This window comes from Salipiger bermudensis (assembly GCF_020171625.1).
GTDB lineage: Bacteria > Pseudomonadota > Alphaproteobacteria > Rhodobacterales > Rhodobacteraceae > Salipiger > Salipiger bermudensis_B.
This window is the reverse complement of record NZ_JAIUZY010000006.1, coordinates 91,995-113,949: the sequence shown is the minus strand read 5'-3', so window position 1 is coordinate 113,949 and position 21,955 is coordinate 91,995. Positions and strand designations below refer to the sequence as shown.

The 21,955-nt window shown below is 66.8% G+C and carries 24 protein-coding genes; 17 read left to right on the top strand and 7 right to left on the bottom strand.

From position 1 onward, the window contains the following. Nucleotides 1–22: 22 nt before the first annotated feature. Nucleotides 23–1,228, top strand: a complete 1,206-nt coding sequence (fahA, locus tag LCM15_RS12515) for a fumarylacetoacetase (RefSeq protein WP_224856875.1) — start codon at nucleotides 23–25, stop codon at nucleotides 1,226–1,228. 2 nt (nucleotides 1,229–1,230) lie between these two features. Continuing rightward, nucleotides 1,231–1,884 (top strand): maleylacetoacetate isomerase, encoded by a 654-nt coding sequence (gene maiA / locus LCM15_RS12510; RefSeq protein ID WP_224856874.1) that lies wholly within the window; start codon nucleotides 1,231–1,233, stop codon nucleotides 1,882–1,884. A 103-nt stretch (nucleotides 1,885–1,987) separates the two neighbouring features. Here the strand turns inward: maiA and LCM15_RS12505 are convergent, their stop codons facing one another. After that, complete coding sequence (locus tag LCM15_RS12505) at nucleotides 1,988–2,449, bottom strand: Lrp/AsnC family transcriptional regulator (protein ID WP_224857219.1); 462 nt, start codon at nucleotides 2,447–2,449, stop codon at nucleotides 1,988–1,990. Nucleotides 2,450–2,581: 132 nt separating this feature from the next. Between LCM15_RS12505 and hppD the strand changes: the two genes are divergently transcribed. After that, on the top strand, nucleotides 2,582–3,694 hold the full coding sequence (gene hppD, locus LCM15_RS12500; protein WP_224856873.1) for a 4-hydroxyphenylpyruvate dioxygenase: 1,113 nt from the start codon (nucleotides 2,582–2,584) through the stop codon (nucleotides 3,692–3,694). Between the two features lie 62 nt (nucleotides 3,695–3,756). Then, nucleotides 3,757–4,110 carry a Rieske (2Fe-2S) protein gene (locus LCM15_RS12495; protein ID WP_224856872.1) on the top strand — a complete coding sequence of 118 codons (354 nt, stop codon included), beginning with the start codon at nucleotides 3,757–3,759 and terminating at the stop codon, nucleotides 4,108–4,110. A gap of 130 nt (nucleotides 4,111–4,240) precedes the next feature. Here LCM15_RS12495 and LCM15_RS12490 read toward each other — a convergent pair whose 3' ends face one another. Further along, nucleotides 4,241–4,927, bottom strand: a complete 687-nt coding sequence (locus LCM15_RS12490; protein WP_224856871.1) for a GntR family transcriptional regulator — start codon at nucleotides 4,925–4,927, stop codon at nucleotides 4,241–4,243. 159 nt (nucleotides 4,928–5,086) lie between these two features. Here LCM15_RS12490 and LCM15_RS12485 point away from each other — a divergent pair, with 159 nt between their 5' ends. From LCM15_RS12485 to LCM15_RS12470, 4 genes are all read left to right on the top strand, one after another. Then, nucleotides 5,087–6,526, top strand: coding sequence for an FAD-binding oxidoreductase (locus LCM15_RS12485; RefSeq protein ID WP_224856870.1), 1,440 nt, complete (start codon nucleotides 5,087–5,089; stop codon nucleotides 6,524–6,526). A gap of 160 nt (nucleotides 6,527–6,686) precedes the next feature. Next, nucleotides 6,687–7,739 (top strand): TRAP transporter substrate-binding protein, encoded by a 1,053-nt coding sequence (locus tag LCM15_RS12480; RefSeq protein WP_224856869.1) that lies wholly within the window; start codon nucleotides 6,687–6,689, stop codon nucleotides 7,737–7,739. A gap of 55 nt (nucleotides 7,740–7,794) precedes the next feature. After that, nucleotides 7,795–8,283 (top strand): TRAP transporter small permease, encoded by a 489-nt coding sequence (locus tag LCM15_RS12475; protein ID WP_224856868.1) that lies wholly within the window; start codon nucleotides 7,795–7,797, stop codon nucleotides 8,281–8,283. Between the two features lie 2 nt (nucleotides 8,284–8,285). Then, the gene (locus LCM15_RS12470; protein WP_224856867.1) at nucleotides 8,286–9,605 is read left to right on the top strand and encodes a TRAP transporter large permease; all 1,320 of its coding nucleotides are present in this window, start codon (nucleotides 8,286–8,288) and stop codon (nucleotides 9,603–9,605) included. A gap of 178 nt (nucleotides 9,606–9,783) precedes the next feature. Here LCM15_RS12470 and LCM15_RS12465 read toward each other — a convergent pair whose 3' ends face one another. Continuing rightward, nucleotides 9,784–10,980, bottom strand: coding sequence for an NnrS family protein (locus tag LCM15_RS12465; RefSeq protein WP_224856866.1), 1,197 nt, complete (start codon nucleotides 10,978–10,980; stop codon nucleotides 9,784–9,786). A gap of 81 nt (nucleotides 10,981–11,061) precedes the next feature. After that, entirely contained in the window at nucleotides 11,062–11,490 is a 429-nt protein-coding gene (locus LCM15_RS12460; protein WP_224856865.1) for a pseudoazurin, read from the bottom strand. Nucleotides 11,491–11,591: 101 nt separating this feature from the next. Here LCM15_RS12460 and LCM15_RS12455 point away from each other — a divergent pair, with 101 nt between their 5' ends. Then, nucleotides 11,592–12,287 (top strand): Crp/Fnr family transcriptional regulator, encoded by a 696-nt coding sequence (locus LCM15_RS12455; RefSeq protein ID WP_224856864.1) that lies wholly within the window; start codon nucleotides 11,592–11,594, stop codon nucleotides 12,285–12,287. Between the two features lie 23 nt (nucleotides 12,288–12,310). On the opposite strand, the gene LCM15_RS12450 is transcribed toward LCM15_RS12455, so the two are convergent. Continuing rightward, nucleotides 12,311–12,523, bottom strand: a complete 213-nt coding sequence (locus LCM15_RS12450; RefSeq protein ID WP_224856863.1) for a DUF1858 domain-containing protein — start codon at nucleotides 12,521–12,523, stop codon at nucleotides 12,311–12,313. 124 nt (nucleotides 12,524–12,647) lie between these two features. Between LCM15_RS12450 and LCM15_RS12445 the strand changes: the two genes are divergently transcribed. Genes LCM15_RS12445 through hemN form a run of 8 tightly spaced genes read left to right on the top strand, consistent with a single transcriptional unit; the run spans nucleotide 12,648 to nucleotide 19,644 of the window. Then, on the top strand, nucleotides 12,648–13,100 hold the full coding sequence (locus LCM15_RS12445) for a c-type cytochrome (protein ID WP_224856861.1): 453 nt from the start codon (nucleotides 12,648–12,650) through the stop codon (nucleotides 13,098–13,100). A gap of 22 nt (nucleotides 13,101–13,122) precedes the next feature. Further along, on the top strand, nucleotides 13,123–14,478 hold the full coding sequence (locus tag LCM15_RS12440) for a cbb3-type cytochrome c oxidase subunit I (protein ID WP_224856859.1): 1,356 nt from the start codon (nucleotides 13,123–13,125) through the stop codon (nucleotides 14,476–14,478). A 3-nt stretch (nucleotides 14,479–14,481) separates the two neighbouring features. After that, nucleotides 14,482–15,276 carry a CbbQ/NirQ/NorQ/GpvN family protein gene (locus tag LCM15_RS12435; RefSeq protein WP_224856857.1) on the top strand — a complete coding sequence of 265 codons (795 nt, stop codon included), beginning with the start codon at nucleotides 14,482–14,484 and terminating at the stop codon, nucleotides 15,274–15,276. Between the two features lie 5 nt (nucleotides 15,277–15,281). Then, entirely contained in the window at nucleotides 15,282–17,159 is a 1,878-nt protein-coding gene (locus tag LCM15_RS12430) for a nitric oxide reductase activation protein NorD (protein WP_224856855.1), read from the top strand. A gap of 1 nt (nucleotide 17,160) precedes the next feature. After that, complete coding sequence (locus tag LCM15_RS12425; protein WP_224856853.1) at nucleotides 17,161–17,334, top strand: hypothetical protein; 174 nt, start codon at nucleotides 17,161–17,163, stop codon at nucleotides 17,332–17,334. After that, nucleotides 17,331–17,549 carry an NnrT protein gene (locus LCM15_RS12420; protein ID WP_224856851.1) on the top strand — a complete coding sequence of 73 codons (219 nt, stop codon included), beginning with the start codon at nucleotides 17,331–17,333 and terminating at the stop codon, nucleotides 17,547–17,549. Before LCM15_RS12425 ends, LCM15_RS12420 begins: the two co-directional genes overlap by 4 nt. Continuing rightward, a complete protein-coding gene (locus LCM15_RS12415; protein ID WP_224856849.1) occupies nucleotides 17,546–18,238 on the top strand; it encodes an NnrU family protein in 693 nt (230 codons plus the stop codon). Before LCM15_RS12420 ends, LCM15_RS12415 begins: the two co-directional genes overlap by 4 nt. A 50-nt stretch (nucleotides 18,239–18,288) precedes the next feature. Next, nucleotides 18,289–19,644 (top strand): oxygen-independent coproporphyrinogen III oxidase, encoded by a 1,356-nt coding sequence (gene hemN, locus LCM15_RS12410; protein WP_224856847.1) that lies wholly within the window; start codon nucleotides 18,289–18,291, stop codon nucleotides 19,642–19,644. 60 nt (nucleotides 19,645–19,704) lie between these two features. On the opposite strand, the gene LCM15_RS12405 is transcribed toward hemN, so the two are convergent. Further along, nucleotides 19,705–20,511 carry a formylglycine-generating enzyme family protein gene (locus tag LCM15_RS12405; protein ID WP_224856845.1) on the bottom strand — a complete coding sequence of 269 codons (807 nt, stop codon included), beginning with the start codon at nucleotides 20,509–20,511 and terminating at the stop codon, nucleotides 19,705–19,707. Nucleotides 20,512–20,605: 94 nt separating this feature from the next. Next, entirely contained in the window at nucleotides 20,606–21,754 is a 1,149-nt protein-coding gene (nirK, locus tag LCM15_RS12400) for a copper-containing nitrite reductase (protein WP_224856843.1), read from the bottom strand. Between the last annotated feature and the right edge of the window lie 201 nt (nucleotides 21,755–21,955).

The following is a 21,955-nucleotide window of genomic DNA, read 5'->3' as shown; positions in this document are numbered from 1 at the left end:
GGAACGACAAAGGAGACGGCGCATGGCATTGCTGCGGTCCTGGATCGAAAGCGCGAACGTCGCGGAGTGTCCCTTCCCCCTCAACAACCTGCCCTATGGCGTGTTTTCCCTAGCGAGCAAGGCCCCCCGCTGCGGGGTGGCCATCGGTGACAGGATCCTCGACCTTGCCGCCTGCGAGGCGCAGGGACTCGTCGATGCGAAGGGCACCTTCGCAGAGCCCCGGCTGAACGGCTTCATGGCTCTGGGCCGGTCGATGTGGGATCAGGTGCGCGCGCGCCTGACAGCGCTGCTCGCCGAGGATGGCAACCGTGACCTGCCGCTGGTAGCCCTGTCCGATGCAACGTTGCACCTGCCGATTCAGGTGACGGAATTCACCGACTTCTACGCCTCGAAAAACCACGCGTTCAACGTGGGCGTGCTGTTCCGCGGCCCCGAGGATGCGCTTCCCGCGCAATGGACCCACATGCCGATCGGCTACAACGGTCGCGCCTCGTCGGTCGTGGTCTCCGGCACCCCGATCCGCCGCCCCATGGGCCAGCTAAAGGGCGAGACCGGCCCCGAATGGGCCCCCTGCCGACGGCTGGATCTCGAGCTCGAGCTGGGCGCCATCGTCGGCGGATCGAACCCGATGGGAAGCCGCGTCAGCGTGGACGAGGCCGAGGAGATGATCTTCGGCTATGTCCTGCTGAACGACTGGTCGGCCCGCGATGTGCAGGCGTGGGAGTATCAGCCGCTGGGGCCGTTCCAGTCCAAGGCGCTCGGCACCACCATCAGCCCGTGGATCGTCACGCAGGCCTCGCTCGAGCCGTTCCGCAGCGCCGGCGCCGACCGCGTCAACCCGCTCCTGCCCTACCTGCACGAGAGCCGCCCGGGTCTCTACGACCTCGAGATCGGCTGGAGCATGAACGGTCAGGTCATGGGGCGCACGAACTACAACGTCATGTACTATTCCAGCGCCCAGCAGTTGGCCCATCACACCAGCTCGGGCTGCCCGATGCGGGTCGGCGACCTGCTCGGCTCCGGCACGATCAGCGGCCCGGCCCCCGACCAGACCGGCGCCCTGCTGGAGATGACGCAGGGTGGGAAGGCGCCGGTGACGGTAGATGGTGCGCCGCGGACCTTCCTCGAGGACGGCGACGAGGTCACGCTGTTCGCGACGGCGCATGGCGAGGGCTACAGCATCGGCTTCGGCCCCTGTTCGGGCACGATCCGCGCCGCCCGGGACTGAGCATGATCCTGCACGACTTCTGGCGCTCCTCGGCCTCCTATCGGGTACGAATTGCGCTGGCCCTGAAGGGGCTCTGCTTCGAGCAGGTGCCTGTCGATCTGGTCGCCGGGGCGCAGCGCAGCGGCGCCCATCTGGCGCTGAACCCGCAGGGGCTGGTTCCGGCGCTCGAGGTCGACGGGCTGGTGCTGACGCAGTCCCTCGCGATCATCGAGTATCTCGAGGAGACCCGGCCGGCCCCTGCCCTTCTGCCCAAGCGGCCGGCCGAGCGGGCGCATGTGCGCCGGCTGAGCCAGGCCATCGCCTGCGAGATCCATCCGCTGTCGAACCTGCGCACGCTGAACCGGGTCGAGGCGCTGGCAGGCGCCGAGGCGCGCGCCGACTGGAACCGCGAGACCATCGCGGCGGGTCTGGACGCTTTCGAGGCGCTGCTGGATCACCCAGGTTTTGCCGGGGCGTTCTGCCATGCGGACAGGCCCACGATGGCCGATTGCGCCCTGATCCCCCAGCTCTACAACGCGGATCGGTGGGGGATCGCCTATGCCCACCTGCCCCGCATCGCGGCGGTGGCGGCAAGCTGTGCGGCCCACCCTGCCTTTGCGGCGGCGCATCCCGACCGGGTTCATCGCGCCGCAGCCCCGTGTGGCGAGCGGGTCTGACGAGAGACCGTGAGCAAGGGCCATCGGACCGCGCCGGTGGCCCTCGGCCGCGCGAACAGGATGACCCCCGGACAGCCGGAGAAGCGCACGGTCGCCATGCGCCTCAAGCCGGCGCGAGACCCTGATCGTCTTTCAGGGTCTTCAGAACGATCTCCGAGCGCACCTGGGACACCTGCGGATGCGGCAGGAGGTGGCGATGCACGAAATCGGCAAAGCTCTCCAGATCCCGGACCCGCACATCGAGAATGTAATCGGCATCGCCCGACACGGAGAAGGCCGCCCGGATCTGCGGCTGTTGCTCAACGAAGCGCGCGAAGTTGCCTTCGTTCTGCTGGCCATGGCTCGACAGGTTCACGCGGGTGATCGCGCGCAAGCCGTAGCCCAGCTTTCCGGCATTCAGCCGGGCCATGTAGCCTTCGATAATGCCCGCGGCTTCGAGCGCCGCCCGCCTGCGAGAGCATTGCGAGGCCGAGAGCTTCACCACATCCGACAGGGCGGCGTTGGTCATGCTTCCGTCCCGCTGCAATGCGCCAAGTATCGCAATGTCGAAGCTATCAAGCTCCATCTCGTGCACCCCCGCCCTATTCGGTGCGTCTTTCGTGTAAAAATTGCCTCATGAATGTGTCTTTTGCAAGCACCGTGCACCGCTCCGCTGGCACTATGGCGGGGACATAGACACTACCAAGCGGAGGAAACCATGGGTCCTTTCCCACATGACGCCCCCAAGGCCACGATCAGTGACGCGAACCCGGCAGGCACCGACGGCTTCGAGTTCGTCGAGTATGCGCATCCAGACCCGGAGGTTCTCGACCGGATCTTCCGCCAGATGGGCTTTGTCCCGGTCGCCAAGCACAAGACCAAGAACATCACGCTCTACCGCCAGGGCGACATCAACTACCTGCTGAACGGCGAGCCCGACAGCCAGGGCGCCGAGTTCGTCAAAGAGCACGGCCCCTGTGCCCCCGCGATGGCGTGGCGCGTGGTCGACGCGCAGGTTGCCCTGAAGCGCGCGCTCGATCTGGGCGCAACCGAATACACCGATTCCGGCAAGTCCATCGAAGCGCCCGCGGTCTACGGCATCGGCGGGTCGCTGCTTTATTTCATCGACACCTACGGTGACGAGGGCAGCGCCTACGAGGCCGACTACGATTGGCTGGGCGACGCGGACCCGCGCCCCGAGGGCTTCGGCTTCTTCTACCTTGACCACCTGACCCACAACGTGATCCGCGGCAACATGGACACGTGGTACAAGTTCTACAACGAGACCTTCAATTTCCGCGAAATCAAGTATTTCGACATCAAGGGCAAGCAGACCGGTCTCGTGAGCCGCGCGCTGACCAGCCCCGACGGCAAGATCCGGATCCCGATCAACGAGTCCACCGACGATCACAGCCAGATCGAGGAGTACCTGAAGGAGTACAAGGGCGAAGGCATTCAGCACATCGCCATTGCCTCCAACGACATCTACACCGCGACGGACCAGATCAAGGCCGCCGGGATGGACTTCATGCCCGGCCCGCCTGACACCTACTACGAGATGTCGCGCCGCCGCGTGAAGGACCACGAGGAACCGATTGACCGGATGAAGAAAAATGGCATCCTGATCGACGGCGAGGGGGTCGTCGGCGGCGGCGAGACGCGGATCCTGCTGCAGATCTTCTCGAAAACCGTGATCGGGCCGATCTTCTTCGAATTCATTCAGCGCAAGGGGGATGACGGCTTCGGCGAGGGCAACTTCCGCGCCCTGTTCGAGTCGATCGAGGAAGACCAGGTGCGCCGCGGCGTGCTGAGCGCCAGCCCGGCCGAGTAACTCCGGTTCGATCCTGTCGCTGCGCGCTCTTCGGGGCGCGCAGTTTTCTTACGGAGGTCCTCATGGCCTGGACGGATTATTCGACCGCGCCTGCGCCGGGCACGCGGGTCTGCGATCTCGAGACGCTGGGCGCCGTCGCGGCGCTGACGGTCGAGACCGACAAGGGGGCCTTCCCCCTCCTCGTGGCGCGCGATGGCGCGCAGGTGCGCGCTTATGTCAACGCCTGCCCGCACCAGTACCTACCGCTGAATTACCGCGGCGATCAGCTTCTGTCCGCGGATGGGCAGATGCTGCTCTGCACGGCCCATGGGGCGCGGTTCGACCTCGGGAGCGGCGAGGCGATCGACGGCGCGGATTGCGGTCTGGACCCGGTCCCGGTGACGGTTGTCGACGGAACCCTCGTGATCGCAGGGTGAGACCCCGGTGACCCTGCCGCTTTGGCGACGCGGCATCGACCGGCGAAGGGCGCCCTAACGCATCCCGGGCCGGGTGCACGGGATCAGGTTGCCCGGCCTTCGGCCTGCGAGCATTGCGCGCGGTGTCGCGTCAGGACCCCCGGCGCGGCGCGCGCGGCGTTTCCTCCTGCACGCTGGCCCGATAATGCTCCGTCAGCTTCCGCACATGCTGCTTGATGATGTCCTGCCCAAGCTCCAGGTCGCGCGCCTCGCAGGCCGAGAGCAGGGCGACATGCTGCGCCATTGAGACGTCGATATCCGCCTTCATCTCTGTGAACAGATGCGTCCGAAGGGCCATCAGAGGCCCGATCGTCGACTCGTAGACCTTGGCCATCGAGTGATTTCCGCTGCACGCGACGATGGCGCGGTGAAACCTCATATCGGCCATCGAGTACGCAACCGAGTCGTTGCGCGAGATCGCCGTCTGCATCTCGTCGATCCCCTTGCGCAGCCGCACGAGCAGCGTCTCCGCGTCCCGTTCCAGCGCGAACTCGAGACAGGACCGCTCCAGACAGGAGCGATGGTCACAGAGGTCATCGACGGTCTTCTCGTCCGGCGTGAAGACGAACGATCCCCGTTTCGGCAGGACCCGGATCAGGCCTTCGATCTGTAGAAGCGCCAAGGCCTCGCGCACCGGAGAGCGGCTGATCCTGAGCGTGTCGGCAAGCTTCTGTTCCGAGACCTTCGATCCCAGAGGCAATTCCCCCCGGATGATCGCTTCGCGGATCCGCTCCGCCGTGAGTTCCATGAGGGATTGTGGTGGTTTAATCGGGTCCATCGCCCTGCCCTCCTTCGCGCGCCAGCGGTCAAATTCTACCATGTTAGATGTCACTTGACAACGTTAGGTAGTGTGTAACATGGTAGTTTAAGGCGGGTTTCAGGCCCTCGTCGTGACGTTTTTTGGAGCATTCTTGTGAAGCACGTGACCGACCCCCTCATGACCGACGATGACGCTTTCCTTCGGGCATGTGAGGCTTTGATCGGTCCCGAGCGGGTCCTCACCGAGGCCAGCGCCACCGAGCCGTATCACGAGGACTGGACGGGAAAGGTGCGGGACAGGGCCATCGCGGTGCTGCGCCCGGCCTCCACGCAGGAGGTCTCGGACCTCGTGACGCTTTGTGCCCGGCACAACATCGCGATCGTGCCTCAGGGGGGCCGAACGGGCCTGTGCGGGGGTGGCGTGCCCGCCGGTGAGGGGCGCTGCGTCGTCCTCTCGACGGACAGGATGACGGCCATTCGCGGCATCGATGCGCAAGCCCGCACCCTCACGGTCGAAGCGGGCGTCATTCTCGAGCTGATGCAGAAGACCGCGCTGGAACACGAGCTGGTCTTCCCGCTGACATTCGGAGCGCAGGGCAGTTGCCGGATCGGCGGCGCACTGGCAACGAATGCCGGCGGATCCAACGTGGTTCGCTACGGCACGACCAGGGAGCTTTGCCTCGGCATCGAAGCCGTCCTGCCGGATGGGTCGATCGTGAACGATCTGGCCGGATTGCGGAAAGACAACACCGGATACGACCTGCGCCACCTGCTCATCGGGGCGGAGGGGACGCTCGGCATCATCACCGCCGCCGTGTTCAAGCTCTTCCCCATGCCCAAGGTGCGGTCTGCGGCCTTCCTGTCGCTGTCATCCCTTGAGGCCGCCGCCCCCGCGCTGAACGCGCTTCAGGATCGCACCGGCGGCAATGTCGAGGCCTTCGAGTTCATGTCCGGTGAGGCGGTGGACACGATCTGCGCCGCCTTCCCCGAGATCAAGCCGCCCCTGCAGGATCGCGCCGAGGTCGGCGTGTTCTTCGAGGTGGCCTCGAGCCGTCAGGTCGACGCCGAGATCGACGAGGATGGCGCGCCGCGGTTGCAGTCGGAGGTCCTGAGCGCGCTCGAGGACCTGATGGACGAGGGTATGCTACTCGATGCGATGATCGCGCAGTCCGAGCAGCAGAGGCTCGACCTCTGGAAGTTGCGCGAGGCCACGCTCGAGGCGATGATGGCCTCGGGTCCGATCTACGTCACCGATGTCTCCCTGCCGCTGGCGAAGATCCCCGAGTTTGTCACCAGCATGGATGAGGCCATGCAGGCGCTCGGCTTCCGCCCGACGACGGTTGGCCATCTCGGCGACGGCAACCTGCATTACACCCTTCTCGGATCGGGAGAGGCCGCGTGGGCGGACCTGCCTCTCGAGCGTGCGAAGCATGTCATCTACGAAAAGCTGCGCGATCTCGGCGGATCTTTCTCGGCGGAGCACGGCATCGGTCAGGACAAGCTGGACGCGATGCGCCTCTACAAGCAGCCGAGCCAGCTTTGCGCGATGCGGGCGATCAAGGCCGCCCTGGATCCCGCGAACCTCATGAACCCCGGAAAGCTCTTGCCGACGGAGTAACGGCGAAAGGCGGGCCCGCGCGTCAGGGGAGGAGACCTGTGACGATGGCCGGGGCCCGCAACGCGCTTGTTCGCGCGCGCAATCTCGGCGCGCGAACCCCAGACTACGGCGCACGGAGCGGACAGGCTGTGCGCACAACACCCAAACAAGGGAGGAACCCATGTCCAAGCTTCCATTCAACCGCCGCCATGTTCTGGCAGGGCTCGGCGCGACACTGGCCACCCCGGCGCTGATGGGCCGTGCCCATGCCGCGGAAGTCACGCTGCGGCTGCACCACTTCCTGCCGGCCGTCGCCCCGATGCACAACGAGGTCTTCCTGCCATGGGCCGCGAAGCTCGCCGAGGAATCCGACGGCGCGATCGAGGTGCAGATCTTCCCGGCGATGCAGCTCGGTGGCAAGCCGCCGCAGCTCGCGGATCAGGTCAGAAAGGGCGTGGCCGACATCGCGTGGGCTCTGCCGACCTACACCACCGGGCGCTACCCGGTGGCCGAGACCATGGGGCTGCCCTTCATGGCCAAGGATGCCGAGGAAACCTCGGTCGCCCTGTTCAAGCTGATGGAAGAGTTCGGCGAAGGCGAGTTCCGTGGCATGAAGCCGCTGGCCTTCTGGAGCCATGACGGCGGCAAGCTGCATATGCGCGACGCGCCGGTGCGGACCGCAGCCGACCTGCAGGGCAAGAAGATCCGCAGCCCCAACGCCGGGATGGGCGAGCTTCTGACCGCGCTGGGTGCCGAGACGGTGTTCTTCCCGGTCACCGAGATGGTCGTGGGCCTTAGCAACGGGGTCATCGACGGCTGCTGCCTGCCCTACGAGGTCGTCCCGCCGTTCAAGCTGCACGAACTGACCAAGAGCTCGAGCGAAGCCGCCGCCGGTGCGCGCGGGCTCTACGCCAACACCAATGCGCTGCTGATGAACGAGCGGACCTACGAGTCGCTCTCGGACGACCTGCGCAAGCTGATCGACGACAATTCCGGCCTCGAGCTGTCGTGCCACATGGGCAAGGTCACGCACGAGTCCTTCGAGGCCGCGGGCCGAGAGCTGGTGGAGGAGACCGGCAACGAAATCGTCGAGATCGACGCCGCCGAGATCGCCACCTGGAAAGAGGCGGCAGAACCCGTCTACGCCAACTGGATCGCGCGTCTCGACGAGGCCGGCCATGACGGTACGGCCATCCTCGCCCGCGTGAACGAACTCCTCGACCAGGGGGCCTGAGGTCATGTCCAACTGGTCAGACATCTGGCCGCGCCAAGGGGGAGCTCGCTCCCCCTTGGCCGTTTGGCTCGACCGGATCTCGCGCGTTCCGGCGGCCCTCGGCGGGCTTGTCATTTTCGGCGTGGCGATCACGGTCGCGATCTCTGTCGTGATGCGCAACCTCGGCCTCGGCAGCATCCGCGGCGACTTCGAACTCGTGGAGATGTCCTGCGCGTTTGCCGCCGGTCTCTTCCTGCCGCTGTGTCAGTTGAACCGGGGCCACGTGATGGTGGATCTGTTCACCAACTGGCTGCCGTCGCGCGCGCAGCGGGGGCTCGATTGGCTCTGGCTGCTGCTCTTCGCCGCCGGCTGGGCGTGCCTCGCGTTCCTGACGTTCCACGGAATGCTGGAGAGCCGGGACTACGGTGACCGCACCATGCTGCTGTCGCTCCCGCTCTGGTGGACCTTCCTGCCGGCGCTGCTCGGGTCGGCAATCTCGTGCGTCATCGCCCTTTCCCAAGTCGCCTGGCCCAGGGCCATGGCCGAGTCCGGATCAGGAGACTAATCTTGGACCCCACCACACTTTCTCTTCTCCTCCTCGCGGTGCTTCTGGTCGCGATCGTGTTGCGCGCGCCGATCGGCCTCGCCATGGCCGTGGTCGGCGCGGTCGGCTACGTGTCGCTGTCGAGCTTTGCCAGCCTGCAGGCCTATCTCTCCACCGCCTGGCCGGACAAGTTCCTGTCCTATGATCTGGCCATCGTTCCCCTCTTCATCCTCATGGGGCACCTTGCGACGCGGACCGGGATCTCCTCGGCGCTGTTTGCGGCGTCCAACGCGTGGATCGGGCATTGGCGCGGGGGCCTCGCCATGGCGGCGGTCGCCGGCTGCGCGATGTTCGGCTCGATTTCCGGCTCCTCGATCGCCACTGCATCGACCATGGCCAAGGTCGCCCTGCCGGAGATGCGCAAGCACAGGTACAGCCCTGCCCTGTCCTCGGGCGCACTGGCGGCAGGCGGCACGCTGGGCATTCTCATCCCGCCGTCGATCGTCCTCATCATCTATGCCCTGCTGACCGAGCAGAACATCGTGAAGCTGTTCCTCGCGGCCACCATTCCCGGAATTCTGGCCGTCCTCGGCTTCATCATCGCGATCGCGGTCTATGTCAGGATCTTCCCGGATGCGGCCCCGAAACAGGACCGTGCCCCGCTCAAGACCCGGTTGGCGAGCCTTCGGCAGATCTGGCATATCGTCGGAATCTTCATCATCGTCCTCGGGGGCATCTACGGCGGGTTCTTCACGCCTGCGGAGGGCGCCTCCATCGGCGTGGTGCTCACGGCGCTTGCCGGCATATGCAGCCGCACGCTGACCTTCGGCGCGCTGATCGAGAGCCTCGTGGACACCGCCGGTGCCACCGCGATGATCTTCGTCATCATCTTCGGCGCCGACATCTTCAACGTTGCGGTCGCGCTCTCCCGTCTGCCCATGACGCTCGCGGACTGGTTCTCGGCGGCAGAGATCGCGCCGATGTCCGTGCTGCTGCTCATCGTCCTGTTCTATCTCGTGATGGGGTGCGTGATGGACAGCCTGTCGATGATCGTCCTGACGGTGCCGGTGTTCTTTCCCACGATGATGAGCCTCGACTTCGGATTGCTTCCGGAACAGCAGGCACTCTGGTTCGGGATCATCACCCTCGTGGTGGTCGAGGTCGGAATGATCACGCCGCCGGTGGGCATGAACCTGTTCATCATCTCGGCCATCGCCCGGGACATTCCCACCAAGGCGATCTTTAAGGGCACGATCCCGTTCATCATCTCCGAGTTCACGCGCATCGGCCTGCTGATCGCGGTGCCCGGGCTGAGTTTCTGGCTGGTGAGCCTCTGGGGGTGAGCTTTGGCCCCTCGGGACACTGAGGCGGCTTGGCCGACCTCGCGCGCTGTTGCGCCGAGGTCGGCCAGACTGACCAGAGGCCCGCGCTCGAAAGCGCTGCGCGGGGGAGCGGGCGGCCTGTACCGGGGGCGCATTACATACGCCGCGCTCGCTCCCCCGTCGTCCAAGGCACAGGGCCTCAGCGTGGAGGTGAACTCGGCACCTTCCGTGCCAGTCGTGGGCGGGCAAGCCACGGACCAATCCGCCAGACGAGCAGGGCGAACCCGGCGGTCCAGAGCGCCGCCGCAAGGTCGATCCCATCGAGCGTCCCCAATCGCACGACCGGGCCGGCCACGCGCGCGGCGCAGGCGGCGACCACGAGCGCGAAGGCGGCGGTGAGTGCCGGGCCCGCCGTCAGCGGGCGCCCGGTATGCCCCATCGTCGCGCGCATCATCACCGCGACGGTCATTCCGCCCACGGCCCCGATCCCGAAGATATGCGCCGCGCCAGCCGGACCGGCGACACCCAGTGCCGCCGCCGCTGCCGCTGCGAACCCGAGCGGCACCATCAGGTAGGCGAGGTGCAGCATCAGCAGAAGCGGTGAGCGCCAGGTCGCCACGCCCCGCCAGCGGCCAAGCCGGATCAGGTGCAGGAGGGCCGCCGCCACGCCAAGCGCCGCACAGGCCGTGCCGTAAGGCGCGATCACCCAGACGATCAAAGCCGCCGCGCCGGACACGAGGCAGAGCGCATCGAAGCGGTTGAAGGCCACGGGCAACCGGGGCGCGCCGCGCTGCACCAGCCAGTTGCGGGTGAAGCTGGGCACCACCCGCCCGCCGATCAGCAGGATCAGGAAGATCAGCAGCGCAAGACCCAGCCGGCGCCCGAGATCCGCGCTCCCCTCCGCCATCGCCTCGACATGGAACAGCAGGTTGGCGAGCCACAGGAGCGACACCGGCAGCAGGACCTTGAGATTGCGCCAGTTCCTGCCGGCGACGATCTCCCGCGCGATCATCGCCGCGACCGCGAGAAGGAACGTCTGGTCGACGGCTGCCACCGCCATCGGACCAAGCCTCAGACCTCCGGCAACCGCAACGCGTCCGGCCAGCCAGATCGCCAGAAGCAACGCGAGCGGCCAGCCGCGGGTGGGCAGGCGCCCGGTCCAGTTCGGCACCGCGGTGAACAGGAACCCGGCCACGACGGCGGCGCCATAGCCGAAGACCATCTCGTGCACATGCCAGTCGGTGGGAAGGAAATGGCCGGCACCTGCGATCTCTCCGCGCCAGATCAGCCACCAAGCGGGGATCGCAACAAGCGCGAAGAGCGCAGATGCCAGGAAGAAGGGCCGGAAGCCATAAGACAGCAGCGCCGGGCCACGGTAACGCTCAGGGTGGGGCATGGAATTCCTCCGCTCCGGAAGACAATCGGGCGGTGCGCTCGGCACCGCCCGGGATCGGTCGAACGCCCGAGGGACGCGGGATCATTCGACCTGTTCAAGCAGCTCCGCCATGCGGTCCTTCGACTTTCCGCGCTGTTTGACGTCAGCCGCGGCGTCGAGGTTCACCGCATCCCCGACCTGGATCAGGGCCACCATGCCCATGGCGTAGTGCGGGGTGCACTTGACGCCGTAGAGCCCCTCCTCGGTGGCGGTGAATTCGAACTCCTTGTTCATCTTGGATTTGAAGGCTTCGGCCCCCTCGGGCAGCATCCCGTCGATGCTCTCGGCATTGTGCCCCTTGTCGGTGGGCACGAACCGGATCACGTCGCCGGCCTCCGCCTTCACGAAGGCCGGCTCGAAGACCATCGCACCGGCCTCGCCGCGGTTCAGCATCTCGATCTCGATGGTCTCCGCACCGGCAACCGTAGCGCTCGCAGCAAGGGCGGCGGCCATCATCATTTTCGCAAACATCGGAACATCCTTTCTTTGTTGTCCGCTTGTTTCGCCTGCCACCCTTCTGGTCTAAGACGGGCGTCTGAACATTGCTCTTGATCAAACTCGCGGACCAAAACGTGTCGAAGCTCGATGAAAGCCTTCTGAGCGACCTGCCGCCGTTCTCGCGCCTCGGCAGATCGCAGATCCGAGAGATCCTCGATCAGGCCAGTTCGCGCCGCTATGAGGAGGGCGCGGCCATTTTCCGCGAGGGCCATGAGGCCGATCGCTTCTTCCTGCTGCTGGACGGTTATCTGCGGGTGATCCGCACCACCCCGGGCGGCGACCAGATCATCGTGCTGCATATCTCGCCCGGGCAGCTCTTCGGCATCGCCCCGGCGCTCGAGCGCGACACCTACCCCGCCACGTCGGTCGCGGCGGCCGAATCGATCGCGCTGTCCTGGCCGGTGCGGCTCTGGCCCGAGTTCATTGCGAAATACGAGGGCTTCGCCACGGAAAGCTACAAGACGCTCGGCTCGCGGCTTGGCCAGATCCAGGAAACCCTGACCGAACTGGCGACGCAGGCGGTGGAAAAGCGCGTGGCCGCCGCGGTGCTTCGCATGGTCAACCAGAGCGGGAGAAAGACCGACAAGGGGCTCGAGATCGCCTTTCCGGTCACGCGCCAGAACATCTCGGACATGACCGGCACCACCCTCCACACCGTGAGCCGGCTGCTCTCGGCCTGGGAGAAGGCGGGCATGGTCCGGTCGACCCGAAAGCACATCGTCGTCACCGATCCGCACCGGCTGGTCGTGCTCAGCAACGCGACCGACTGAGACCGCCCTGCTGGCGCGCACTCTCACCGCACCGGCCGGCAGACGATCGCGCTTCGGAACGTGTCTTCGTCGAGATCGTATTCCAGGCAGGCCTCGGTGAGCGTGTGAAACGGCGCGATCGGGCAGCCGGGGCAGAGCATCCCCCGGTCCAGAAACGCGCGTGCCACCTCGGGCCAGAGCGCGAAGAGATCCGCCAGCGGCAGATCAGGATCATCGGTGTCCGGTCGGCGGCGCATAAAGAAGTCCTTTCCCCGCCACCCTGCCCGCGGCTTTCGCCAAGTTCTTTGCGCTGACACAACAAGCGACCGGACAGCTCCCCTTAGGTCTCGCGTATCCGCAATAAATCGTCGGGACCGCGACATGTCAGAAATACTCACCAAAGCGCGGGCCAGGAACGTGTTCTACGGAGGATCCATCTTCTTCGTGGTCGTGTTCGTGGCCCTGACCGCGCAAAGCCACCGCCACATCACCCAGACCGCGACCGCCGGGATGGAACTCACCGACGAGGTCCGCCACGGCAAGCACGTCTGGGAACGCCATTCCTGCATCAACTGCCACACCCTTCACGGCGAGGGCGCCTATTTCGCCCCGGAACTCGGCAACGTGATGACCCGCTGGGGCGCCACCGAGGATCCCGAACTGGCCTACGAGATCCTCGACGGCTGGATGAAGGCCCAACCCTCCGGCATCGAGGGGCGCCGCCAGATGCCGTCCTTCGAGATCACCGACGAGGAGATGCGCGCGCTCGCGGAATTCCTCCGCTGGGCCGATCAGACCGACACCCAGAACTGGCCGCCGAACGACGCCGGCTGATCGGGAAACAGGAGACACATCAATGAAATACCAATCGCAAAAGGTGGCCTACGCCTATTTCATCGCGGCGATGGGCCTGTTCGCCATCCAGGTGCTGGGCGGGCTGCTGCTGGGCTGGATCTACGTCTCGCCCAACACGCTGTCCGAGGTTCTGCCCTTCAACATCGTGCGGATGATCCACACCAACGCGTTGATCGTCTGGCTGCTGCTGGGCTTCTTCGGCGCGGCCTACTACCTCGTGCCCGAGGAAAGCGAGCGCGAGATATTCTCGGTCAAGCTGGCCTACCTCCAGCTGGCGATCCTCGTGGTCGGCACGCTTGGGGCGGTGGGGTCCTACCTCGTGGGCATCCATGGCGGGCGCGAGTTTCTCGAGCAGCCGCTCTGGGTCAAGGTCGGCATCCTCGTGGCGGCGGTGATCTTCCTCGTAAACCTCTCGCTGACCTTCCTTGCCGGGCGCAAGACCGCCATCACCAACATCCTGATGATGGGGCTCTGGCTGCTCTGCCTGCTCTGGGTCTTCGCCTTCATCAACCCCGACAACCTGTCGCTCGACAAGATGTACTGGTGGTTCGTCGTGCACCTCTGGGTCGAGGCGACCTGGGAGCTCGTGATGGCCGCGATCCTCGGCTTCCTGATGCTGAAACTCACGGGCGTGGACCGCGAGGTGATCGAGAAGTGGCTCTATGTCATCGTCGCCACCGCGCTGTTCTCGGGCATCCTCGGCACCGGGCACCACTTCTACTGGATCGGCACGCCCGGATACTGGCAGTGGATCGGCTCGATCTTCTCGACCTTCGAGGTGGTGCCGTTCTTCGCGATGATGTCCTTCGCCGTCATCATGGTGTGGAAGGGGCGCAAGAACCACCCCAACAAGGCCGCGCTGCTGTGGTCGCTCGGGTCAAGCACCGTCGCGTTCTTCGGTGCGGGCGTCTGGGGGTTCCTGCACACGCTGCACGGGGTGAACTTCTACACCCACGGCACGCAGATCACCGCGGCGCACGGACACCTCTCCTTCTACGGGGCCTATGTCGCGCTCAACCTCGCGATGTTCAGCTACGCGATGCCGGTGCTGAAGGGCCGCGCACCGTATAACCAGGTGCTCAACATGGCCTCTTTCTGGCTGATGACCGGCGGCATGGCCTTCATGACCTTCACGCTGACCTTCGCCGGCACCATCCAGACGCACATGCAGCGCATCGTGGGCGACTATTACATGGACGTTCAGGACCAGCTCGGCCTGTTCTACGTGATGCGCTTCGGCTCGGGTGTCGCGGTGGTCATCGGCGCGATCCTGTTCATCTACGCCATGCTCGTGGTGCGCCGCGAGGTGGTCAAACCCGGCCCCGTGATCAAAGACGCGGCCGTTCCGGGAGAGTGATCGATGAAAGACATTCAACCCCCCCGCCTGCCGTTCTACCAGGCCGCCGCCGACGAGTGCACGGTGTTCGAGACGGCCCATGCCAACGGTCTGCCCCTTCTTCTGAAGGGGCCCACCGGCTGCGGCAAGACGCGCTTCGTCGAACACATGGCGGCGCGGCTCGAGCTGCCCTTGCACACCGTGGCCTGCCATGACGACCTCTCCGCCGCCGACCTGATCGGGCGCTACCTGCTCAAGGGCGGCGAAACCGTCTGGGTGGACGGCCCCCTGACCCGGGCCGTGCGCGAGGGCGGGATCTGCTATCTCGACGAGGTGGTCGAGGCCCGCAGGGACGTGACCGTCGTGCTGCACCCGCTCACCGACGACCGCCGTCGTCTGGTGATCGACCGCACCGGCGAGGAGCTGCACGCGCCTGCCTCCTTCATGCTCGTGGCGAGCTACAACCCCGGCTATCAGAACATTCTGAAAAAGCTGAAGCCCTCAACCCGGCAGCGCTTTCTCTCCATTGGCTTCGACTTCCCGTCGCCCGAGGTGGAAATCCCGGTGGTGGCGCGCGAAAGCGGCCTCGACGCGGCCCGCACCACCGCGCTGGTGCGGCTCGCGGGCAAGATCCGCGGCCTGTCGGGGATGGATCTCGAGGAAGGGGTCTCGACCCGCCTGCTGATCTACGCCGCGACGATGATCGCCGGGGGCATGTCGGTGGACCGCGCGCTCGAGGCCGCGATCATCGAGCCTCTCAGCGACGAGCCGGACACGCAACAGGCGCTGCGCGACCTCGCCGCCGTGATCTACGGGTGACGACGATGCTGCACGTTCTCGACCTGATGGAACCGGAGGAAACCGTCGGCAATCTCTGGCACGACATGGCCTCGCGGTGGGGCGCGGCGGGGGGCGATGCCGCCCGCGCCGTGACCTTCGCGGAGATGCACCGCTCCGCCGCGACGCTCTTCCGGGCGCTTGGCGGCAGCGCGGGGGTGGAGGTCACCCCCGCCCCGCTCGTCACCTCGGATCACCGCCCCGACCGCATCCGCCGCATCGGCACCCCGCGCGAGAAGGCGCATGTGGCCGATTTCGACGGCGATCGCCTGCGCCTGCCTCCGGTGATCGACAGCTTCCCGTCGCGCGAGCTCAACCGCGCCTGCTATCTCTGGCTGGCGGCCCTTGCCGCCTGCGTCGACATCCCGCCGCGCGAGGCCGATCCGCTGGCCGCCGACCGTGCCGAGATCGCGGCGCTGGCCGCCGCCTCGGACCGCGCCTATGCCGCCTGCCCGGGGCTGCGCGCGGTCCATGACAGCCTCTGCCGCCACATCGTGCAGACGCGCCGGCGCAGCGGCCTGCCGCGCTGCGAGGCGGGGCTCGAACGCCTGATCCTCGACCAGCTCGCAGGCCCCTCGGACGCGCGCGAGTGCGTCACCTGCCCGGCGCCGCGGGGCTATCGCAGCTATGCGCCGGTGCCGATCTGGCTGCGCCTGCGGCACGACTTGAAGACCGGCAAGGGCGCGCCCGACGACCCGCAGAACCCGGGCGCCGCCATGGCGGTGGCGACCCGCAAGGACGCCCGCCGCGAGGAGCGCGACCAGGCCAACCGCAACGACAGCTTCATCATCCACCGCTTCGAGACCATCATGTCCTGGGCGGAGAGCCTCAACCTGAACCGGATGGTGGATGACGACGATCAGGACAACGCCGCCAAGGCCGCCGAGGATCAGGACCACCTGAGCCTGTCGCAGACCCTGAAACGCGCCGCGACGCGGCTGCGGCTGTCGCTGGACCTCTCGCCGCAGGACGCCGAGCACGAGCGGCTCGCCGGCACCTATGTCTATCCCGAATGGAACCGCCGCAGCGGCGCCTACATGCCGGCCCATGCCCGCGTGCTCGAGGCAGAGGCGAAACCGCGCCACAGCTATGCCCCGGACCCGAAACTCGTTGCCCGGGTGAAGCGCCAGTTCGCGCCGCTGCATCCCCGCCGCGTGATGCTGCCCCGGCAGGTCGACGGCGACGATCTGGACCTCGATGCGGTCGTCACCTCGCGCACCGACATCGCCTGCGGCCACGAGGGCAGCGACCGGGTCTGGCAATCGAGCCGCCCGATGGCGCGTGACCTGTCCGTGGCCATCCTGATGGACTGCTCCCGCTCGACCGAGGCCGCCATCGGCGAAACCTCGGTGATTGAGGTCGCGCGCGAGGCGCTCGCCGCCCTCGCGCAGGGCATCGACACCGCCGGCGACCGGCTGGGCATCTGGGGCTTTTCCTCTCTGCGCCGCGACCGGGTGTTCGTGCACCGCTGCAAGACCTTCGAGGAGCCGATGTCCTCGGCGGTCACGGCGCGGATCGGCGGGCTGACACCGGGCCACTACACGCGGCTCGGCACCGCGATCCGGCACGTCTCGGCCCAGCTCGCCGAGGAGGGCGCCACCCGCCGTCTGCTGCTGGTGCTGACCGACGGCAAGCCCAATGACCTCGACCACTACGAGGGCCAGCACGGCATCGAGGACAGCCGCATGGCGGTTCGCGAGGCCCGCGCGCTCGGGCAGGCGGTGCATGGCGTGATCGTCGATGCCGACGGGCAGGACTGGTTCGCCCGCATCTTCGGCCGCGCCGGCTTTACCCTGCTGCCGCACCCGGAACGCCTGCCCGGCGCCCTGCCCGACATCTACCAGACCCTGACCATGGAGAGCTGACATGAAACGCATTCTCGCCCTTGCCACGATCCTTCCCGCCCCGGCCTTCGCCGAGGCCTTCGACCGCCCCATCCCGCAGCCGCAGACCGACACGGCGGAGTTCTGGTTCCTGATCGGCTCCATCGCGCTCGTCGTGGCGCTGGCGGCGGTGCAATGGATGGTCAGCCGGCGATGAGACCCTCCGTGAGACTTGTCGCCGCGCTGTATCCGTTCGGGGCCGGCGCAATGGGGGTGAACCTGTTCTTCGCCTCGCTGATCGGCTCGTGGCTGGGCTGGCCGGTCCTGACCCCGTGGCAGGCTGCCGCCGGAGGTCTGGTCATCGGCCTACCCGCCACCTATGCCTTCGCCTGCCACATCGAACGGCTGAAGAAACGGGCGGAGGGATCATGACCGGATGGACCGAATACACTCTCGCGCTGGCCCTGTTCGTGGCGAGCCATTTCCTGCCGCGCCTCGGCGGTCTGCGTGAGCGGCTGATCGGCGCGGTCGGCCGGAGGGTATATTTCAGCGCCTACGGGACACTGTCCATCGCGCTGTTGGTCTGGGTGATCTCCGCCGCGATCCGCGCGCCGCATGTCGAGCTCTGGCCGCAGCTGCCCTGGACCCGCTGGGTGCCGAACCTCGCCATGCCGCTGGCCCTGATCCTCGTGGCCTGCGGCCTCGGACTTCGCCAGCCCTTCACCCTCGGCGGAAGGCGCGGCGCCGCGTTCGACCCCGCAAGGCCGGGCTTTGCCGCGGTCTCGCGCCATCCGCTGTTTCTGGCGCTGGCGCTATGGTCCGGGGCGCATCTGGCACCGAACGGCGATCTGGCCATGGTGATCCTGTTTGGCAGCTTCCTCGTCATGGCGCTGGCCGCGATCTTCACCTTCGATGCGCGCGCCCGCCGCGCGCTTGCCAGCGACGCCGGGGCGTTCTTTGCCAAGACCGCGATCCTGTCGCCCGCCCCGCTGATCAACCGCGGCTGGCTGCGGGCCAATGCCCGCGGAACGGCGATACGGGCCGGCATCGGGCTGGTGCTGTGGGTCGCGCTCCTGCATCTTCACGCGTTCGTTATCGGCGTGTCGCCTTTCCCGCTCTGACCTTGATCCGGCGCAAAGTCCGGGGCGCCGGAAAGCTGCATACCGGGCGCATGAAACAGATCGACCGCCTCAGATCCTTCGGCCTCTTCGAGACCCGGGTGCCCCGCTATACCTCCTATCCCACCGCTCCGGTGTTCTCGCCCAACGTGGGCGCCACAGTACAGGCGACGGCTCTTGCCGCGCTGAACCCGGCAGACCCCGTGTCGGTCTATATCCACATTCCGTTCTGCGAGCGGCTCTGCTGGTTCTGCGCCTGCCGCACGCAGGGAACCAAGACCCTGAGCCCGGTGGAAAGCTACATCGGCACGCTGGAACAGGAGCTGGCCCTGCTCGCCAGCACCCTGCCCGACGGGCTGCGCATGGGCCGGATGCATTGGGGCGGCGGCACGCCGACGATCCTGCCGCCTTCCCTGATCCACCGGCTGGCCCGCGCGGTGAAGGCGGTGATCCCGCACACGGATGACTGGGAATTCTCGGTCGAGATCGACCCCACCATGGTGGATGGCGACAAGGTCGCCGCGCTGGCCGCCGAAGGCATGAACCGCGCCAGCATCGGAATTCAGGATTTCGACCCGGAGGTGCAGCAAGCCATCGGCCGGTTGCAGCCCTTCGACATGACGCGCGACTGCGTCGCGGACCTGCGCGCAGCCGGCATCCGCTCGCTGAACGCGGACCTCGTCTATGGCCTGCCGCATCAGGACCTTGCGCGGCTGGATGACACCGTGTCCAAGGTGCTGGAGCTGTCGCCCGACCGCATCGCGCTCTTCGGCTACGCCCATGTGCCGTGGATGTCGAAGCGTCAGCAGCTGATTGACGAGGACGCCCTGCCCAAGGATCTCGAGCGCTATCGGCTTTCCGAGCGGGCGGCGCGCCGGTTCGTGGAGGCGGGGCTTGAGAGCATCGGCATCGACCACTTCGCCCGCCCCGAAGATGGCCTCGCCGTGGCCGCGCAGAGCGGTCGCCTGCGCCGAAATTTCCAGGGCTATGTGGATGACAGCTGCGCCACGCTCATCGGCCTCGGGGCCTCTTCGATCTCGCGCCTGCCCACCGAGTACATCCAGAACGCCGCCGCCACGCCGGCCTATGTCCAGCGCATCGAGGCCGGAGAGCTGGCCGGCGCGCGGGGCCACGTGATGACCGAGGACGATCTCCTTCGGGCCCGCGCGATCGAGATGCTGATGTGCGATTTCCGACTGGACCTCGAGGCTCTGCGGGAGGCCCACGGTGATGCTGTGGACGCGCTGCGCCCCGAGGTTGCCCTGCTGCGCGAGCGCTTCGGCGACATGGTCGAGGGCAGCGGTACGATGGTGTCGATCCCGCCGGAGGTACGCGCCCTGACCCGGATCATCGCGCGCCAGTTCGATGCCCATGTTCCCGAAGGGGCGCGTTTCAGTCAGGCATCGTGAGGCACCCGCGGCGCCGGGAGGGCTACCTCGGCGCCGCCAAAGCCGCTTTGCCCGTCGTGGCTACTCCGACGCCCTCACCAGCCGGAAGCCCAGGTGATCCGGCGGCAGGCCGACCGCGCAGCCGCCGACGCTGGCATCGCGCACGATGTCGACGATGGCGGCCCGGTGGATGCCGCCCGCGATCCGGACCCAGCAATAGGGCTCGCTCGCGGCGATCGAGCCGTCGTCGTTCAGCGTGCCCCTTTCCATGCAGGTATCGGTCCACTCCCAGACATTGCCCGACACGTCCGCCAATCCCCGGGAATTCACGCCGAAACTGCCGGTCGGCCGCAGCGCCGGGCTCGCGGTGCCCCGCAACAGGACGCCGGCCCGGTAGTTCGCCAGCATCCGCTCGCCGGGATCGAGATCGCCCCCGGCCACGGTGGCATCGCCATAGCGCTCCGCTGCTGCGTGCTGCCATTCCATCGCCGTCGGCAAGCGCCAGCTTTCGCCGCTGACCTTGGAATACCACCGCGCGAAATCCGTGGCATCCTGCCAGTTGACCCCGGTCTGAGGCACCCCGCCGCCGGTTGGGGACACCTTCGCGCAGGCCTCCGCCGCGACGCAGGCCGCGTATTGGTCCCGGGTGACCTGATACTTCATGATCTCGAAACCTGCGATGTCGCGCGCGACCGGGTCGGGCGCCACGCTCCGGGCCGCGCGGGAAAAGCTCCCGAACGGACGATACGCGATCGACCCGCCCGGCACCTCGACAAGCGCGACGGGGGCGAAGGGGGCCTCCGCCGCGTCGTGCCTTGCCAGCATCAGGGGAGCCGCCACAAGCAGCGCCAGCGCGGTGGCCCCTGCGACGAAGAGAAACGGTTTCATGGCAAGCCTCCTGACACAGACGGGGCGGTCGGCCTGCGCCCACCGCCCCGCGTCTCCTTATCCCGGCGCCCCTACCGAGGGGCGCCGCGGCGCCTTATGGCAGAGCTGTCTTGCCCTCATAGGCCGCGTCGTATTCGACCGGCGCCTGCACCTGCTCCATCAGGTCGTTGTTCCACTCGCCCTCGACCACCACGTGTGCCGTCGCGCCAAGGTTCACCGCCTCGATCAGGTTGTGGTTCACGTAGGCATAGACCCCGGGCTGGAGGAATTCGTAGAGCATCGCCCCGGCCGAGCCGCCTCGGATGAACCAGGTCTCGAGATCGCGTTCCGGCGGGTTGTTGAACTTGCCGCTCTCCCAGACGAGGTCGCCATGGCCGCCGATCAGGTGCGGGCGGGTGTCGCGGTTGGCCTGGCTGTGCACGAACAGCACCTTCTCGCCCTGACGCGCGTGCAGCGCGTTGTCGCCGGTCAGCGCGCCGACCTTGCCGTTGAACACCACGTGGGTGGGGATCAGGCCGTTCATCACCTCGAGCGTGTCGGGATAGCTCTCGCCCACATCGGCGAAGCGCTTGTATTCGCCATTCTCGTCCTTCGGAATGTAGAAGTCGTTCTCGCCGATGTAGAACACCTTGTCATAGCTCACCGGATCGCCCTTGTGATCGGTGAGACCGCCGCGGGGCAGAACCATGACGGCGCCCGACATCCCGCTGACCACGTGCCACGGGATCATCGGGCCGCCGGGGGCGCAGTGGTAGACGAAGGTGCCGGGGCGCGTGGCCTTCCATCGCAGCGTGGTCTTCTCGCCCGGGTTCACCAGCGTCAGAGATCCGCCGCCGAGGGCCCCGGTGGAGGAATGGAAGTCGATATTGTGCTGCATGAGGTTCTCGGGCGAATTGTAGAGCGTCAGCTCGACGTAATCGCCTTCATGCACCACCATCAGCGGACCCGGGATCGAGCCGTTAAAGGTCATCGCCTGCAGGTAGGCGCCGCTGTCGACCTCGACCTCCTTCTCGACGATCTGCATCTCGAACTCGACGATGCGCGGCTCTGCCGGGGCGATCTGCTCGTGCTCGTGGACCATCGGCGGCCGCACCAGCCGGCGCTTGATGCGTTGAAGGCTGGACACGTCCGCCGACTCCGCGATCGAGGTGTCCATGATTTCCTCGGCCTTCGCGGCCTTTGCCAGCACTGGGATCGCGGCGATCCCCGCAGCGCCCATCAGGGCGGCTCTCCGGGTCAGCATCTTCTGTCTCCTTTTCCCGCAGGATTGTGGTTCGCGAGCAGAAGACACCCGTTCTGGCCGGTCGACTTTGCTCCAGCGCAAAGTGGGCGTTATTCTCACAGCACAAATCGCCCCTCACCGACGCGAGAGGCAGCTCGGCACAACTCTTGCGTTACCTTTCAATTTCTTACGCATTCCCAGGCTGCCGAGAGGCCTCCCCCG